Annotated in this window: 11 protein-coding genes; 2 read left to right on the top strand and 9 right to left on the bottom strand. The window is 33.6% G+C overall.

Annotated features, from left to right (window positions below; genetic code table 11):
• The first annotated feature begins 86 nt into the window (after positions 1–86).
• Together FA048_RS05760 and FA048_RS05755 are read left to right on the top strand one after the other, a co-directional pair.
• Positions 87–356, top strand: coding sequence for a helix-turn-helix domain-containing protein (locus tag FA048_RS05760; RefSeq protein ID WP_136839239.1), 270 nt, complete (start codon positions 87–89; stop codon positions 354–356).
• A gap of 55 nt (positions 357–411) precedes the next feature.
• A complete protein-coding gene (locus FA048_RS05755; protein WP_136839238.1) occupies positions 412–1227 on the top strand; it encodes a hypothetical protein in 816 nt (271 codons plus the stop codon).
• On the opposite strand, the gene FA048_RS05750 is transcribed toward FA048_RS05755, so the two are convergent.
• The 9 genes from FA048_RS05750 to FA048_RS05710 form a co-directional block, all read right to left on the bottom strand.
• Positions 1179–1760 (bottom strand): SprT-like domain-containing protein, encoded by a 582-nt coding sequence (locus FA048_RS05750; RefSeq protein ID WP_136839424.1) that lies wholly within the window; start codon positions 1758–1760, stop codon positions 1179–1181. The two genes, FA048_RS05755 and FA048_RS05750, sit on opposite strands and share 49 nt — an antisense overlap.
• A 46-nt stretch (positions 1761–1806) precedes the next feature.
• Complete coding sequence (gene feoB, locus FA048_RS05745) at positions 1807–3915, bottom strand: ferrous iron transport protein B (RefSeq protein WP_136839423.1); 2109 nt, start codon at positions 3913–3915, stop codon at positions 1807–1809.
• Positions 3916–3928: 13 nt separating this feature from the next.
• Positions 3929–4144, bottom strand: a complete 216-nt coding sequence (locus FA048_RS05740; RefSeq protein WP_131552127.1) for a FeoA family protein — start codon at positions 4142–4144, stop codon at positions 3929–3931.
• Positions 4145–4258: 114 nt separating this feature from the next.
• Positions 4259–7039: an outer membrane beta-barrel family protein gene (locus FA048_RS05735; protein ID WP_136839237.1), complete on the bottom strand. Its 2781-nt coding sequence runs from the start codon at positions 7037–7039 to the stop codon at positions 4259–4261.
• 276 nt (positions 7040–7315) lie between these two features.
• Complete coding sequence (locus FA048_RS05730) at positions 7316–7723, bottom strand: VanZ family protein (protein WP_136839236.1); 408 nt, start codon at positions 7721–7723, stop codon at positions 7316–7318.
• Positions 7724–7725: 2 nt separating this feature from the next.
• Complete coding sequence (gcvH, locus tag FA048_RS05725) at positions 7726–8106, bottom strand: glycine cleavage system protein GcvH (RefSeq protein WP_136839235.1); 381 nt, start codon at positions 8104–8106, stop codon at positions 7726–7728.
• An 88-nt stretch (positions 8107–8194) separates the two neighbouring features.
• Positions 8195–15361, bottom strand: a complete 7167-nt coding sequence (gene sov / locus FA048_RS05720; protein ID WP_136839234.1) for a T9SS outer membrane translocon Sov/SprA — start codon at positions 15359–15361, stop codon at positions 8195–8197.
• 12 nt (positions 15362–15373) lie between these two features.
• On the bottom strand, positions 15374–15958 hold the full coding sequence (gene ruvA / locus FA048_RS05715) for a Holliday junction branch migration protein RuvA (protein WP_136839233.1): 585 nt from the start codon (positions 15956–15958) through the stop codon (positions 15374–15376).
• Positions 15959–15964: 6 nt separating this feature from the next.
• The gene (locus FA048_RS05710) at positions 15965–18280 is read right to left on the bottom strand and encodes an NADP-dependent malic enzyme (protein ID WP_136839232.1); all 2316 of its coding nucleotides are present in this window, start codon (positions 18278–18280) and stop codon (positions 15965–15967) included.
• Positions 18281–18567 lie beyond the last annotated feature (287 nt).

The following is an 18567-nucleotide window of genomic DNA, read 5'->3' as shown; positions in this document are numbered from 1 at the left end:
TTTTGTGATTTATAATCACATGTTGGAAATGAAATATTTTTATTTGTAATTTGCATTAATCTCCCGAATTAAAAATTACGCTACTTATGAAAATTGGATTTATACTTAAAGAGCTACGTTCTTTAAAAGGGGCTACACAGCAAAAAATTGCAGACATACTTAATGTTGAGCGCAGTACTTATTGCAAGTGGGAAACAGATAAAATTACTGTTGATGTGAAGCGACTCCAAGAAATAGCAAACATATATGGATTGGATCTAGAATATATGGGTAGGTGTGTAGAAGCTCAAAAAATAATTTCTAAAAATGATGTAACTAGATTCATTCTAATGGCAGAATCGAAAGCAAAAGTTTAGCCTTGGCACGATAATAGCCTAAGCATACATAAGTTACCTAATTTATGGATGCGTTATGAAAAGTGTATATTTTTTGGTTTTAATCAGTGCTTTTAGTACATTATTAGGCTGCAATAAATTCAAGTCAGATCATCCTGAAGCAGAATTAACAGATCAATACGCTACTAATCTAACTGCAGCTTCCATCTTAAAATATGCAGATCAAATAGATAAAAACTTATTAAAATTACCAAAAAGTACTAGTTTAGTTTACATGATTGGAGACTTATCATTTTATGTAGAGAAATACATAGAAAATGGCAAAACAGTTTTAATAACCGAACATGCCTATAATGGGGCAGCTAGCAATAGCCTAAAAGAGTATTACTTTAGAAATGATAGTTTGATTTTAGAAAAGGTTAAGAATGAACTTTCAAATGATGATGGATTAATTATTAAAAATAGCAGAACTTTTCTACGTAGTAATACCGTTTTTAAAATAGAAAGAAGGACAGCCTCATCAAACGATGCCATTAACTCACTACCATACATTGACGTACCACTAAGTTTGAATAATAAGGCAGATAAGACTTTCCTAGAAAATGTAAAAACTTTAAATGAGGTTTTAAATGGCTCGGATAAGTTTGAAATGGTTTTTGAGAATATAACTACCTACCCCGATAGTAGATATATTGTTCTAAAAAGTAAAAACCAAAATAGTTATACAGCAAGCATTCTCGTAAAAAATAAGGATCAGTATATTGATAGCTTATTGAACAACCCTATAGATTTTAAAGATCAAAAATTAGCTATCAAATGGATTGTTGAAGATAAAGAAGCTGTTTATGTTCCTGTTGCTAGCAACACCTCTGCAAGTGGATTAAATAGATAGATATTCCCGTTATCTAGACAAACACATCTATAACGTTTTCTAATTCTTTCTCCTTTTTTAAATTTTCTGCCATCCTTTAAGGTAAAGACTGTGTTTAATGGCAGTTCTTCTATCCTATTGGTTGCTAAATTTATATCGTACTTTTTTAATGCTCTTGCTAATGTTAAGTCTGTACAACTAGACGCTGCTGGATTATTTAGGTATTTAATTATTGTTTGATGGATATCTGGAGGAAAAACTTGTATTTCAAAGAAAGGATTCATCATTCTTTTAAAATTGTTTTTCCATTCTATCCCATGAGGTTTAGCTTTGTTTTTATGGTCATTCCACGTTAGCAAATGTGCAAATTCATGTACAGTAGTAACCAAAAAAGCGTATTGATTTAGATCATTGTTGACAGAAATTTTATGCCCTTTATCTTTAAAAGGATGTCGATAATCACCAAGTTTTGTAGTTCTATTTTTAGAAATCTTAAATTCACATTGAAAATAATCAATCCATTTCGAAATGATTGGAGCTGCTGGTGCAGGCATATATTGTGCTAAAACATCAACTTTATCCACAAAGCAAATCTACTAATTATTTTAAGAACTGATAAGCAATTAAACTAGCTACATAAGCCATAGCAGTCATGTAAACTAATTGAATGATCGGCCATTTCCATGACTTAGTTTCACGGTAAACAACAGCAACAGTACTCATACATTGCATTGCAAAAGCATAAAATAGCATTAACGAAAGTGAAGTTGCGAAAGTAAATACAGGAAGCCCTGTCTCAGAATTTTTAGCATCTCTCATTTTATTACGAATAGTCGCTGTCTGTTCATCACCATTATCTACACTATAAATGGTAGACATCGTACCTACAAATGCTTCCCGAGCCGCAAAAGAAGTAATTAGGGCAATCCCTATCTTCCAATCAAAACCTAGCGGTTTTATAGCAGGTTCAATAGACTGGCCTAAAATACCTGCGTAAGAATTTTCCAGCTTTTCTGCAGCCTTGTCTCTTTCTAATGAAGCCAACTGAACACTATCTTTTGAAGAGCTTTCAATAGCTGCATACTTCTTCTCAATCGCATCAAATCTCTTACCTGGCCCATAAGTTGCCAAAACCCATAAAACAATTGAAATCGCAATAATTACCTTACCTGCTTCTAATACAAAAGTTTTAGATTTCTCATACATCGTATAAAAAACGTTCTTCCACCTTGGCATTCTATACACCGGCAACTCCATTATGAAATATGATTTTTCTTTGGCTTTAATAATAAATTTCATTACTAATGCTACTAGAACTGCTGCCAAAATACTAATAACGTACATTGCCATTAATGTTAAACCTTGCAAACTGAATATCCCAAAGATCATCTTATCAGGTACAACCAAAGAAATTAATAAAGTATACACAGGTAACCTCGCAGAGCAACTTACCAAAGGCGTAACCATAATGGTGATAATTCTGTCTTTCCAGCTCTCTATATTACGAGCGCTCATAATAGAAGGAACAGCACAAGCAATTCCACCAATCATTGGCACAACAGATTTACCGCTTAAGCCAAATTTACGCATGATTTTATCCATCATAAAAGTAACCCTAGCCATGTAACCGGTATCTTCTAAAATGGAAATTAAGGCAAATAAAATAGCAATTTGAGGAATGAAAATGATAATGCCACCCAAGCCTGCTACCACCCCGTCTAACAATAAGTTTGTTAAAACTCCGGCAGGTAAATGTGCATGCCCAAATTCTGTTAACCAAACAAATCCATTCTCTATCAATTCCATTGGATATGCAGACCAAGAGAAAATAGCATTAAAAACGAAGAATAAGATCAAGATAAAAATTAAAAAGCCCCAAAAACGATTGGTTAAAATAGAATCTAACCTATCCGTTACTTTAAACTTCTTTTCTGCTCCTGTATCAAAAACAATGTCTGTTAAAACAGTACTTAAATGCCTATACCTAGCAATAGTTTCTGCCCCTTGTAATTTTGAAGATTCAAAAACATGTGTTTTTTCAATTGCTTCAATTTCTTTTTGTTCTTCCTCAGTAAAAAAAGCTAGGTGTTCATGTTGATGTAAAACCTGCAACGCATAATAATCATTATCGGTTTTTATTTTTTCTTTAACTTCTGCAATTGCTTCTGGGGCAAAAACTTTCACATCAACTCCAGTAATTTGAGTACTGATAGCCGTAGTATGGGAAATTGCTTTTTTGAGCACATCTAGCCCATCATTTTTTCTGGCAGACATGGCTACCACCTGAATGCCTAGTCTTTCTGAAAGTTTATTTATGTTGATATGGATGCCTTCTTTACGGGCCATATCTGTCATGTTAAGCACCAAAAGCATTGGCAAACCTAAATCTGCAACTTGAGAACATAACAAAAGATTACGTCTTAAATTGGTGGCATCTGCAACTAAAACAACAACATCAGGATGACTACTATCATTTTTATCTGCTAATACCTGAAAAACGATGCTTTCATCCTTACTTTTCGGATACAAACTATAAGTTCCTGGAAGATCAATAATTTCTGCAGTTTGATGTGTAGAAAGCTTACAAAAACCAACTTTCTTATCTACAGTTATACCAGGGAAATTTCCTATTTTTTGATTTAATCCAGTTAAAAGATTAAAGAGGGTAGATTTTCCGGTATTTGGATTACCAACTAATGCAACTTTAATATCGGCCAATTTATTACTGAATTATAATAACAGATGCTTCGCTTTTACGTAAACAAAGTTGATATCCCGCAACCCGGATGGCTATAGGATCGCCAAGTGGAGCAAAGCGCTCTACTTCTACAACTTCACCAGGAAGACAGCCCATTTCCATTAATTTTACAGACATTTCTAAATCTGTAAATGCAACGATTGTTCCTTGTTCTCCTGGGTTTAACTGCGAAAGTTTCATACTTGAAAATATAGCGCAATTTAGCCTTTATTTATATTAAATCCAAATAAGAAAGGGTAATAAAAAAGTCGCTAACCAAGTGGCAGCGACTTTTTATAATTTTAACGATTAGGGTTACATTCCACCCATTCTCATACCACCTTGCCTTTGGCCACCTTGCTGACCACCGCCCATACCTACACCTGCAATTTTACTTAATGAGTAGGTAAGAGAGAACATATAATAGCGTTTCAATACATTATAGTTTAAATCTTGAATTGTATTTGCACCACCATTACGTTCTACACCAGTATTCTGATTTAATAAATCATTTACAGAAGCTTTAAATGTAAGTCTATTGAATTGGCGACTAACGTAAGCATTAATTAATGTATAGTCAGTATCAAAACCAACACCACGTCCAGTCAACTTATTATATGTTAAATCTGTTTGTATACGGATATTACCTGGAAGCAAATAACTGATGTCAATATTTGGCGACAAAGTATAATATTTAGTATTATTATTTTGATTTGCCGAATATCGGTCACGATACATTGTACCTGAAATACCTGCAATTAAATCAAGTTTATCCAAGTTAGAAACTAGCTTATATCCATTAGTGATTGAATAGCTATTGGTAATGTTTTCTAAAGTTCCAGAAAAACCTGTTGTTTTTGAATAACCGCCTCTTAAATCAATTTGAAAATTCAATTTATTGCCTTTAATAATTGGTTGGCTTACTGACCCAAAAACATTCGCACTAAAATTACCATCAACGTTTACACTTTTCTGTTGAATTTTACCGTTATTTTCTGGGTTATTTGGATCATTTTGAATTACAACAGATTGTGTTGAGAATGCATTGAATTGTTGATTGATAAAAGCTCCGATAAACAATGAACGGTAACTTGCAAAATCAAAATTATTGTAAAAGATACTTAAACTATTAGTAAATGCTGGCTTCAAATCTGGATTACCAATTGGCAACGTGGTTGTATTCGTATTATCCAAAACTGGTGCAATTTGACTAATAGAAGGTTGAGAAGTACGACCGTTATAATTAATTCTTAAACGCTTGCTATTGCTAAAATTATATCTAAACTGAGCAGATGGCGTCAAATTAATAAAGTTGCGATTGAAAGCGTCATTATTAGTAATATCAAATCTTTCTTGACTAATGTTTTGAACACCTAAGCCAAGCTGCCAATTGTATTTTTTCTCCGTTTTATTAAAACTAAAACCAACAGCATTTGTGTATGAGGTGTTTTCAAAATTATTACTGAATTTAGCACTAACTAAATCATATTGTTGGGTAATTGGGTTAAAGTCATAAACTGCTCTCTCTTGATTATCAAAAGAATAAACATTTTGATAATTCAATTCCAAACTTAGCGTTTTAGATAATGGCTCGGTATAAACTAATCTTGCTGTATTGGATATTGACCTTGAATCTTGATCATTTAATTGATCTCTATTCACAGCGGAAGGAACTCCATTAACTGATGTACTTTCTGAGAACTTATTAAAGTTGTTACCATCACTATCATTAAAACTGGTGTTAATATTTAAAGATAAGGTACGACCTCTACGTTGGAATTTCTTACGGAATAATAAATTATTATTGATTGAAGGAGTAATAGAATTTGTTAGGTTTGTTTGACTTCCAATTGTATTATTAATAACCTGTCTAGTATAATTATTTGAACTATTACCTTCATTTTCTGAATAGGTAAAACTTGGTTGCCACCTTACCGAAATCGAAGAATCAATTTTGGTATCTAAGGTCGCATTAAATCTATGATTTAAACGTTCGGTTGTACTTACATTGTCCGAAGAACTTGTTGTAATAATATCTCCTAACAAATTTCTAGTAAAGCTATTCTGATCTAAAAACAAAGAGGTTTTGTTAAAGTTATAACTAGCGTTAAATGTAGTTCCGTTTTTGTAAACATTAGCATAATTAAGTCCGGCCATGTTAGTAGTGGTAATACCTTTTTGAGGACCACCATTAAAACCACCGAATCTCATTCCACCACCACCACCAATTCCGCCACTAAAGCTTTGTTTGTTCACATTGTTAAATTGCCCTAACAAAGATATTTGCTCACTTTCATTAAATCTAGAAACACTTAGGTTAACGTCATATCTATCATTAGTTCCGTAACCTACAGTATTATTACCAACAAATCCCTTATTCTTAACACCATTTTTGGTGGTAATGTTGATAATCTTCTCGCGGTTGCCATCATCTACTCCAGAGAATTTAGATTGATCAGACATATCATCTATAATCTGAATTTTATCAACCATATCTGCAGGTAAGTTTTTAGTAGCCATTAATGGATCTGTTCCCATGAAATCTTTACCATCTACTCTTACCCTTTTGATGGTTTCTCCTTGTGTTGTTACCGTACCATCTTTGGCAACTTCAACACCCGGTAGTTTTTTCAATAAGTCTTCTACAACAGAATTCTCTTTTACCTTAATTGTTTTCGCATCGAATTCTAAAGTATCTTTTTTTACAACAACAGGAGGTATTTCGCCTTGTACAACAACAGTATTTAATTGCACACCCGTATTTTCCATGGTCAAATCGCCAAAGTTAATAGTAGGGCTAGCGGCAGTTAATTCGAATTCTTTATTGATTGTTTTTAAACCAATATAAACTACATATAATTTATATTTTCCAAGAGCTAGTCCAGAAATGGTGAAACTTCCATTTGCACCGGTGTTGGTACCACCAACTGTTGTAGAATCGCTTAACCTTTTAACAGCGACTGAGGCATAATCTACAGGTGATTTATCCTTGCTATTTAACACTTTTCCGGTAGCAGAGCCACCAGTTTGTGCATTGGAATAGTAACTTATAAATAATAAGGCAATAAGTATTGTTTTTTGTAAAAAAGTCTTCATTTGTAATTTTTATAATTTTGTAAAGTTACCCTATCAGACTAGCGTAAGCATCAAAAGTTTGTTAAGATGTGCTAAAATGTGGGTAACATTTTAAATACAACTAACTTTATCGTTACAGAGCAACGTTGAAATTAAGCGTTTAATAAAATATTATTGTGCAAAAAATAGAATTAAAATTGCTGGTAGCGGGATTTAGGCATTTTCGGACAATGACATGAAGGTTTAAACAACCCACATGAATTTAATATTAAACTAAATATTACAATTAAAATTAGGTTAACTTTTTTGCTCATTGTAATTTGATAAATGCAATAATGCATAGCTAAACACCCCCATAAATGACCCTAGCATATCACAACCAAAATCCCACCATTCTGCAGAGCGGTAAGTGAAAAATTTCCATTGCAACAGCTCTATACCTCCGCCAAGTACTACCGAAATAAGAATTATTTTAAAAATGGTTAATGAACGGAAACTGAAATTATGTTGGTATTTAATTTTACCATAAAAAAGGAGGATGGTTAACACATAAAAAAAACCTAAATGTGCCATTTTATCGAAACCCTCAAAGAAAAAGCCAGAACCTCCTTTACTTTCTGGCAATTTGATATTACAAAGCACTAAAACAATGATTGCCCAAACTAAAGACCATCGCTGAGTTTTTAGTGCTTTGTAATTATTCATTATTAAGCTCCAACTAAAGCTTTATATTCATCAGCACTTAACAAAGCATCAACTTGTGCAGCATCGCTTAGTGAGACTTTTACCATCCAACCCTTGCCGTAAGGATCTGAGTTTACCAGCTCTGGGTTATCATTTAATTCAGCATTAACTTCTATTACTGTTGATGTAACTGGCATAAACAAATCAGATACAGTTTTAACAGCCTCTACAGTTCCGAACTCTTTTTCTTGTTCTACTTCTTCGCCAACTGTATTGATATCTAAGTATACGATATCGCCAAGCTCACGTTGAGCGAAATCTGTAATACCAATATAAGCTTCATTACCTTCCACTCTTACCCATTCGTGGTCTTTAGTGTACTTTAATTCTGATGGAAAATTCATTGTATCTATGTTAGTTTTATATTTTGTGTTTGTAAGAATAAAATTTACCTGCCATAAAGGTAATTATTAAACTGCTTTATCGCAATTACTAATTAAGTGTCATCCTTAAGCTGAAACCGAAATTACTAAATGAAGTGTTAAATGATTGTGAGGTGTATGGTTTAGTAATATTAGAATCGTAGAATAATTTTACATTAAAACGTTGGTTTAAAATGTAATCAACAGTTGGTCTTAATGTAATGTTTTTAGCTCCAGATGAAACTTCCGCCTCTGCAATATCTGCTCTATAAATCACAGTTTTGTTGTCCCTTATGGCAACATCGAGTTTAAAATCCATATTGTTATCCATTTTTAGTTGGCTAAACCAGCCGAATGGGAACCTGAATTTTGCCGTTCTATAACCTAATCCAAATACCATGTTATTTTCAGATAATTGTGCTAATTGGCTATTAGATAAACTTAAAGCCATAATTCTGGTTTTATTAATTTCAAAATTCGCTGTAAGATTATTTTTTAACCTAGTATCGATACCAATTAAAGGGGAGAATTGCTCTGAAATATTAACTTGTGCAAATTGGTAAAAAGGAAGGAAATTTTGATTTACATCTCTACTATTTACAAAACCATTGGCTTCCTGATATTTCAACAAACTGTTAAAACCATTTACACTATAAACTGAACGATATCCATGTCTTAAGCTTAATTCAGAAAATCTGTCTGCTAGAAAAGGAATTTTAGACAATCCTCCGTAAGTTATTCTCCAATTAGGAAGCGGAATTTTTGGAAGACTATTTAAACTAGATGTGCTGGCATTTTTGCCAGAATAAGCTGCAATAAAAGATGAAATGATAACATTTTGCGAGCTCTTATCGTACCCGTCTGCAAAACCATTTGTAATACCCGAAGAGTTTGGATTTTGAGCACCTAAACGAGCAGAAATTGTCTGTCTATTTGCCATAAAGGTATTAAACAAGGTTGATATTGTACTTCCATTCTTATCTTTAAATGCAGTTCCCAATGTAATAATAGAAATACTATAATCTCCTGTTGTTGTTGGACTTAAATTTCTAAATGAACTGATGCTATTATCGTACCTAAAATTTGTAGAATAGTTTAATGTTTTATTTCTTGTTGCACTTAAGGTCACCTTCAAATCTCTTATTGGCTCAATCGTTCCGGTTAACTGGAAGTCTTCTCTAAGGGTATTGATATACAATTGGGTTTGTAGTTCATCAGTTGTTAACCATCCATTTTGCAAGGCCATGTCTCTAATATCTCTTTGACTACCAAAAACGAAACCTAAACCAGGGGCACCAGTAACATCATCTATCCCAAAATATCTTGTTTTAGGCAGGTATCCAGGCATAAAAGTGCCCTTTGTTTGTGTAAATGCTACATTGATATTTCTAACACTTGTTAAAAAACCAACAAGAACATCAGAAAAACTTTGAGCAGAATCTGCCTTATTCACGCTTCTCCTTATAAAGCCAAATTTATTGTACAAATTACTCAGCGTTAAGGTTGGATTTACCTGTATAGTTCTAGAATTTTGAATGGTATTACCTAAGTTAATCGAAGGATCTCTTAATGTAGAAAGTGGTTCTGTTTGCCAATTGAAATTGGTACCATAAATAGTAGCCACGGTTAACCAATCTAAGCCCGGGATCTTATTAATAGGCAAGTTGTATCTTATATTTAAGTTGTGGCTATAGTCTGTGGTTCTACCTAATGTTTTTAGGTTTTGCCAAAGGGTATCTCTTTTTAATCCTTCAATTCTTCCATCTGGTTCATCAATAATTGAATAATTAGTAGCATCAAAATCTAGACTCAATGAATTTGTTAAATCCCAGGCAATACCGTAAATTCTAGAAACTAAAAAATTCTTGTTAAAGGTTGTATTGATAGGAATATAGTTATTTGGGTCATTATTTCTTAGTGTATTCTCTGAATAGAAGCGATCAACATCAATTCTAAAATTAATGGAGTTAGGCAACAGGGTAAAGTTAAAATCCTTTAATAATTTAAGTGTATTAGATTTTATAATTTTATCAAACGGCATATAGTTCTTTGGCGTTCCGGTATAATTATAACCTAATGATGCTCTATAAGTATGTTGAATACTTGTTTCATTTATAAAATCTCGATGAGAGAATTTAGTCTGGGCATAAGAAACATTAAAATTTTCTATATCCCACAGACGTACTTTCTTTTCTGTATTGGTTCTTTCCTTACGTACATTCGTAAAGTTTATACTGCTCCTTGTGGTGTAATCTTGGGCAAAGTTTAGAATAGAATCTTGTTGTGATTTTGAAGCACCTTCAAGTGCATTTTTCAATTCTATATCTGGTGTACGAGGATCAAATTGTGGTGTTAAAACTTGTTTAGAATAACTTACATACATTGGAATTTTAATACCAGTTTTCTGAGGTAAAAACTTACCCAATTCAATACTTGATGAAATATCAAAAAACTCATTATCAGACCGGTTACGCTCACTCACTTTCTTTTCCAAAGAGCCGAAACCGATAGTTGATTTACTTCCAGAAATATTCAAATCTGCAAAATCAGCTAGCTTTGCATTCATCCTTGCTGTTGCTGCCCATCCTCCACGTTCATCAAACTCCGTTAACCTAAGCTCATTAAACCATACTTGTGCACTTTTATCTAATCCTTCATCTCCAACTGGTAAGACAGGGTTACGCAATGGATTTTTTATGCCCAACATATATACCCTAACCTTACTCATATCCGGCTGCCCTTTTACAACAATTGTATTTCTACCATCACTATAATTAAAAGGAATATTTATTGGCCAAGGTAATCCACCACTTGTACGAGCTTGGTTTCTTGCTGTTTTTGCTTTTTGAAAAAGCTCCAAGTTAATATCCATTTTATTTTGATCTGGCCAAATTGCATATGGATCACTTGTACCTGGTCTGGTAACTTTTAAAGGCTGGTTATATTCGTAATAATTATCTTGGTTGTCTGTTCCAATTCTCAAAAATGCATTTAAATCATTGTCATTTAAATCAGCATTGGCCACAGTCTCCAAGTGAATATACATCTCTAATCTTTTATAAGATCTAAAGTCGTTGATGGCAGTTTTAAATGCTGCTCTACCATATCCATCTCTTAAGTTTTTAATAATAACTGATAATGACTGTTCGTTTTGACGTGTATCTCCACGATAGTTGCTAAAATCTCTTTCACGCTCAATACCTGGAGGAACAACATAAGGTATTGGACTACGTTTACCATTTTCTTCAATATTTACTGTTGCTACCTCAATTGTAGAATTATCTGGGGTTGCTGGTAATAAAGATTGATCAGCAATTACATTGATAGCCTCATTTTTAGCATTATATTGGCGCCAATCTCCTTTTACCAATTGTATTTTTGCAAATCTTAGTATTGCTGTATCTGCAAAGTTTGTCATAAACATTCTTATAAATCTGATAGATTTAAAGTCTTGAATACCACCTACTTTTTGTTGATACTGAGCTAATGGAATACGAATTTGATACCAAGTTGCGTTTTGCGCTTGCCCATTTGCCAATTTAACCGAAGAAACAACCTTATCCGTCACAAAGTTTTGCCCCACAATTAAATCAGAAGGTCTCATTGATATTTTGTATTGAAAATATTCATCAGACTGTGTCATGTTGTTATCTCTGTTGATGTCTTCGCCATCAGGAAGAGAAGTAGATGCAGAGTTTTCTAAACCTAATTCATCAAGAGATTGCTGCGATGTTTTAGAATTTCCTTCTGGACCGTTAAAATTTTGATAACGTTTTAATATACCAGCATTTGCATTATCTAAATTACCACCCCTGAAGTAAGAATAGTCATCAGACGATGGATCATTATTAAATGTTAGTGCAGCATCTGGGTTCAATTGTGTTGTTATTTGACTAATTAAAGCTGCAAATTTTGCCTTTTCACTTACATTAGACAAACCATCCAAACCAACATCCTGTGCTTTTCTAGCTGATGGGTCATTATCAAATGCTTGTATCACTGGTTGCAATTTCGCAACTCTTCCCCAGTTTGTTTCATCATATTTAGAAGGGTCTCCATTAGCAGGAAGACTATTTTCCAATCCTTTTCTACCATCCTTAAGAATATCTTCGGAGATGTTTCCGATATTAAAATATAAATCTCCACCTTGAGATGCGGGTTTATACATAAATGGATCCATCACCCAAAGTTCAATATATTCGATATTATTTGCTTCAAAGTCATTGATATCCACTCTTCTAGAAATACCACCCCAGCGGGATCTAGGATTATTCAAAAATCCATTATTAGCAAACCCAGTTGTTGCATAATTATATGGGCCACGCAACATTGGATAAAAAGCTAAATCTAAAGTTGGTAAATTAATTTGTTGGCCTGTACTAATTTCTTTAAATGGAAAAACTTCTTGTTCAATAATCTCTCTCACATAGTGATTAGACAATTCGTTTCTGTTGTTCCTTAAACTAGAGGGTAAATCTGTAGAGGTTTTATTATAAAATATAGGGTCAATGTTATAAAAAGCTAATTTAGCCCTATTGAAACCGTAAGAAAGATTATCAACCAATTGTGACTCTGAGAAAAATTGTGGTGTATTGGAGATTTGCCATGGCACAGAACTTTTTAGATCTACTATAGAGCGTGAAGCTTCAAAATCATCAAGGTAACTTGATCCCCCTTTATCTCCGCCAGAATTAATTGCGCTCGGATGCCCTGGGATCAGTTTTGCATATTCTGCAGAAAAGCTAATACTTGATGGTGCTTTTGTAGATATGAATGGGATTTTATCGACCAGTTTTGTTAAAAATCTTGAAGGAGAACTATAATTTGCATCGAACCCAAAAATAGTATTTGATATGGGTTCCTCCCGATAATTTACTTTTTGTGTAAGTGGTTTTTCTGATAAATTCATAAATGTACCACCCAAAGTAAGTTTTGGATTAACTCTATAATCGAACCTTGCTCCAAATAATGACCGTTGCTGTAAACCGAAAAGCTCATTATTCTCTGTTGTAATTCTTATCGGCTGACCAGAAATAAGCACTGCTGTATTTACAATTTTTACACGACCACCTTGGTAATCGACTGTGTAATCTGCACCTTCTTGCAATGGAATTGTACCAGCAAAAACTTTTACAGAACCTTCGGTTACATTAATTGAATTTAAAGAAAACTCTGATGCAATTTCTGATTGATATGCACCTTTAATTACATAAAGATCTTTATTATTAAATAGTTGTTGTGCTACTACTTTGGTTGAATCATAAAGTTGCGGGTAACTGTATTTATCGGCTAAAAATTGTTCTGCAGGAAGGTTAAACTTATTTGCTAAATCTTTACCAAATGGTTCTATTAATGGAAAAATAATCCTCCCATTTAATGGATCTATTGTTACATATCCATTATTTGTATTGTTTATTAAGGCGCTTACATTTGCACCTGTTAAACTAGAGGTACTTGAATAAGCACTTTGATTTTGTGGTTGTTGATTTGCAACAAATGGTTTATTTTCTGCTTCAAAATCAAATACACCATCTGGTTTCTTTTCTTTTTGTTGGTTTAACTGATCTAGATTAGTTAATGAAATGAATTGTTTAAGTGAGGTTCTAGTGCCTTCCCTAATTAAAGGCATTTCTATTCCTGTTTTATCATCGATTCTAAAGATATCTAATTTAAAGTTTTGGTTGCTGATCTGGTAACCGCCTATTGAGTAGATATTTTTCATCATCAAATCCCAAGTTGGAAGATTTGTTTTGATGGTTTCATTTTTTAAAAGTTTTGAATACAATACCTTTGGCACAGCTTGATCAAAAGATACATCTGTAGAAAACTCCCCTACCTGGTACTCAACCCCATTATAAGTATAACGATAAGAAACTGCTAAAACTTCATCAGCATTTAAGGCATTGTTTAATGATATATACCCAAGTTGAGGTTGAAAATTGTATTCTCTTTCTGTTAATTTTCTACCGTAAGTTAGTTTAGCGAAATTATCTGTACCACCATTTGCAGCAAAGTAAGATATTACACTGTTGCTATTGGTTTGTCTAGCATCTTGGGGTAAATTGGCTAATAGATTATTGGAAGGAGTAGGAAATGTTGGATTTGTAAATCCTGAAGGCAATACTGAAGCACCACCAATAATTTGGCCTGTATTATAAGGCTGGTTTTCACCTAAGTCTAAAAAAGCCAAAACATCTCTCGAATCTTGAGTATTACCTGTTTTATTTGTAATCCAAACCTCGATTTTTGTAACTAGAACACCTGAGAGAACTGTTGGTGGATTTGCAAGTGCTCTGTTGTAATTATCCCTAAAATATTTTGCTAAAAAATAGTGTTTGTTAGCTTCATATTCACTCCCACTTAAACGGTATTCATTTTGTTGAGCTCCATTATTAATTTGAAGCTCTTTAGATTGTGATTTCTGTTGACTAAATACTGCTGAAACATCTAATTTACCAAACTGTAATTGAGTTTTCACACCAAATAAAGACTGTGTTCCATTAATTAACGTACTATTTAATGGCAGACTTACATTACCAGCTTCAATTTTCTTAATGATATCATCCTTACCGCCAGTATAATCTAATTTAATTTGGTTTTCGAAATCAAACTGAGCTTCGGTATTGTAGTTCATTTTAATTTTCAGCTTTGTACCAATATTACCGGTTACATCCATTTGGATTCGCTGGTTGAAATCAAAATTACTTTGTACGCGTTGTCGTTCATTAAATAATGGATTTTCGTTTTTATTGATACGGCCTAAAAATGTAAGTTCTGCATCACCTCTAGGTTGAATGTCTATTGTTGTACCACCAAAAATCTTCTCAAAAATCTTACTATTAATTTTAACAGCTGGAATAATTCCTGTTTGCCTTACTTGATTAATCTCTGCATTTGATAAGATCCGCCAATTTTCGCGTTTGACTTCGCTATTAACTAGCCTAAGGTATTGCTCTATTGTTAAGTATTGTGGAGCAGAGAAAAGTCTATCGCCGATACGTTCAGTAATCACATAGCGTTTATTCTGCGCATCATACTCTACAATCCTTTTTATATTCTCTGGAAGTCCTAAAAATGGATTTGTATTTGTTCTTAAACCTAGCCCTAGCTTTTCGCGAATATTGAAAGAATTTTTGAGCGAATCCGCTCCTGTTTTTGCCGGTACAACTTGAGAAAAGATGTTGCCACATGCAAAAATAAAGAGTAAAAGTACAATTAGTGCAAGTTTTTTTCTCAATCGCTGGTCAAATTATAAGTTCTTCAAAGCTATTTTGATCATTTGTTCTACAGTTAAGTCTTGATCAGCCTTTTTAACTGCATTATCTATTGCCTTTTCTGCAACTTGCTTGCCAAAGCCCAACATAATCAAGGCAGATAATGCTTCATCTCTCGTTGTATTATGTAGAGGCATAGAAATTAATGAATCTGGCCCTTCTTTCTTGAGTTTATCCTGTAACTCTAATACAATCCTTTGGGCAGATTTTACCCCAATACCCTTAATTTGTTGTATCAATACCACATCTGCATTAATAATTGCATTTTGTATTTCTACAGGTGTAATAGAAGACAACATCATTCTGCAGGTAGTTGGACCAATGCCAGAGACTGAGATTAAATGTAGAAATAATCTTCTTTCCCCTTCATCTGCGAAACCATATAAGGTATGGGCATCTTCTTTAACATGAAGCCAAGTATAAATTTTACATCGTTCTGCATTACCTATAGCAGAATAAGTGTTTAGCGATATATTGATGTGATATCCCACACCTCCAGCTTCTACTACCACATAAGTTGGACACTTAAAGGTTAATTTCCCATCAATATATGCAAACATTATCGCTTATTTTTTAGCTAATTTATTTAAAATTCCTCTTCTCTTTGGATTAGCAGCTTCTTCTTTTCCTTGCACATCTAATACTGCAATAGTAACCATATTCACAATTTCTCTTACCGAACTACCTAATTGAACAATATGAACAGGTTTTTTCAATCCTAATAAAATTGGGCCAACTGCTTCTGCGCCACCTAGTTCTTGTAATAATTTATACGCAATATTACCAGATTCTAAATTGGGAAAAACTAAAGTATTTGCAGGTGCAGCTACTAAGCTACTAAAGGGAAAGTTCTCTTTCAATAAAGAATTATTCATAGCAAAGTTACCTTGCATGTCTCCATCAACAACAATTTGCGGATATTTGTCATGCAATATTTTAACTGCTTTTCTTACTTTTTCTGGCACAATACCTTCGTTTGAGCCAAAGTTAGAATAAGATAATAAAGCAATGCGTGGTTGTATGTTAAATTTCCTTACAGATTTCTCTAACAACAAAGTTAAATCAACTAATTCTTCTGCAGTGGGATCAACATTTACAGTAGTATCCCCAAAAAATACCGGGCCTTTTTGAGTCATCATCATGTACATTCCTGCAACACGATTAACGCCTGCTTCGGTACCAATTACTTGCAATGCTGGTTTTATAGTTGAAACATAGTTTTTAGTTAGGCCAGAAATCATGGCGTCTGCTTCACCAAACTCAACCATAGATGCGCCAAAATAGTTCCTATCACGCAATAGCTTACTAGCCTCAAATAATGTTACACCTCTCCGTTGTCTTTTATTGTAAAGCGACTCGGCGTATTTTTTCATTCTTGCTGGCTCTAATGCTGGCTCAATAATTTCAACACCTTCAAGTTCTAATCCATTCTCATCAATAATTTGTTGGATAATTTCTTTATTCCCTAATAAAATAGGGATGGCAATATTATCATCCTTAACAATTTGAGCTGCTTTTAAAATTTTGTAATTGTCTGCTTCTGCAAAAACAACACGTTTAGGAGCCGATTTAGCTTTATTAGTAATGGCACGCATAATTGAATCGTCCATACCTAGGCGACGTTTCAATTCTTCTGCATAGGCATCCCAATCTGTAATTGCTTTACGAGCAACACCACTTTCAATTGCCGCTTTAGCTACAGCCATAGAAACATTGGTCATCAGGCGAAAATCCATTGGTTTTGGAATAATGTATTCTTTACCAAATTTGATATTGCGTTCATTATAAGCCATATTCACGGCCTCAGGAACAGATTTCCTAGCCAATTCAGCAATGGCACGAACTGCAGCAATTTTCATCGCTTCGTTTATGCTTGTTGCTCTAACATCTAAAGCACCCCTAAAAATATATGGGAAACCTAGTACGTTATTAACCTGATTTGGATAATCTGAACGGCCAGTGGCCATGATTAAATCTTTTCGAGAACTAATAGCTAAATCATAAGCAATCTCTGGATTTGGATTAGCCATTGCAAAAACGATAGGGTTTTTAGCCATCGATTTTAACATATTAGCTGTTACGCAATCTGCAGATGAAAGACCGATAAATACATCCGAATCTTTCATTGCTTCTTCTAATGTGTTTAGATTTCTGTTGGTCGCAAATTCTTTTTTAATATCGTCTAAAACTGCTCTATCAGCACGAATAACACCAGTCCTATCACACATTACTATATTCTCTTTTTTTGCTCCTAAAGAAACATACAGACGAGAACAAGAAATTGCAGCGGCACCTGCGCCATTTACTACAATTTTAACTTTGTCTATTTTTTTCTTTTGTAAATCACAAGCGTTTAACAAAGCAGCTGCCGAAATAATTGCAGTTCCATGCTGGTCGTCATGCATTACAGGAATATTCATTTCCTCTTTTAAACGGCGCTCAATTTCAAAACACTCTGGTGCTTTAATATCTTCTAAATTTACACCACCAAAAGTTGGTTCTAAAGCTTTAACGATTTTTACAAAATCATCAACATTTTTTGTATCTAATTCTAAGTCAAAAACATCAATATCAGCGAAGATTTTAAACAATAAACCTTTACCTTCCATTACGGGCTTGCCAGCTTCAGGACCAATATCTCCTAAACCTAAAACAGCAGTACCGTTACTAATAACAGCTACTAAATTGCCTTTAGCTGTATACTTATATACATCCTCTACGTTTTCAGCAATTTTTAAACAAGGCTCTGCCACACCTGGTGAATAAGCCAAAGTTAAATCCCTTTGCGAAGAATATGGTTTTGTAGGTACAACCTGAATTTTCCCTGGCCGCCCTTGTGAGTGGTAATCTAAAGCGTCTTGTTTTCTATTGGTTTTACTCATAAAATACTTTTTTGTAACGGCCAAAGTTACAATTATTTTATTCGTTATATAAGTGTTTTTTATTCGTTGTTACATGCTTTACATGTTTAAAGTTATATTAATATGGGCTAGCCTACTACAGTTTTTGTTTTGCAGTTTAGATGTTACTTGGTGAAAAAAATACACGCCCAGTTTCTTAACAAAAGTTTAAAATTAAAACCTATTCTTTTTATCAAATTAATATTGGCTTCACATTGTGCAAATACTTTTGCGCTGTTCAAAAACATACATATCCCAACAGCTCAAAC

Origin of the sequence: Pedobacter polaris, assembly GCF_005116505.1 — a bacterium.
Classification (GTDB): domain Bacteria; phylum Bacteroidota; class Bacteroidia; order Sphingobacteriales; family Sphingobacteriaceae; genus Pedobacter; species Pedobacter polaris.
The sequence above is the reverse complement of the archived record's forward strand: the minus strand, read 5'-3'. Positions and strand labels throughout refer to the sequence as shown.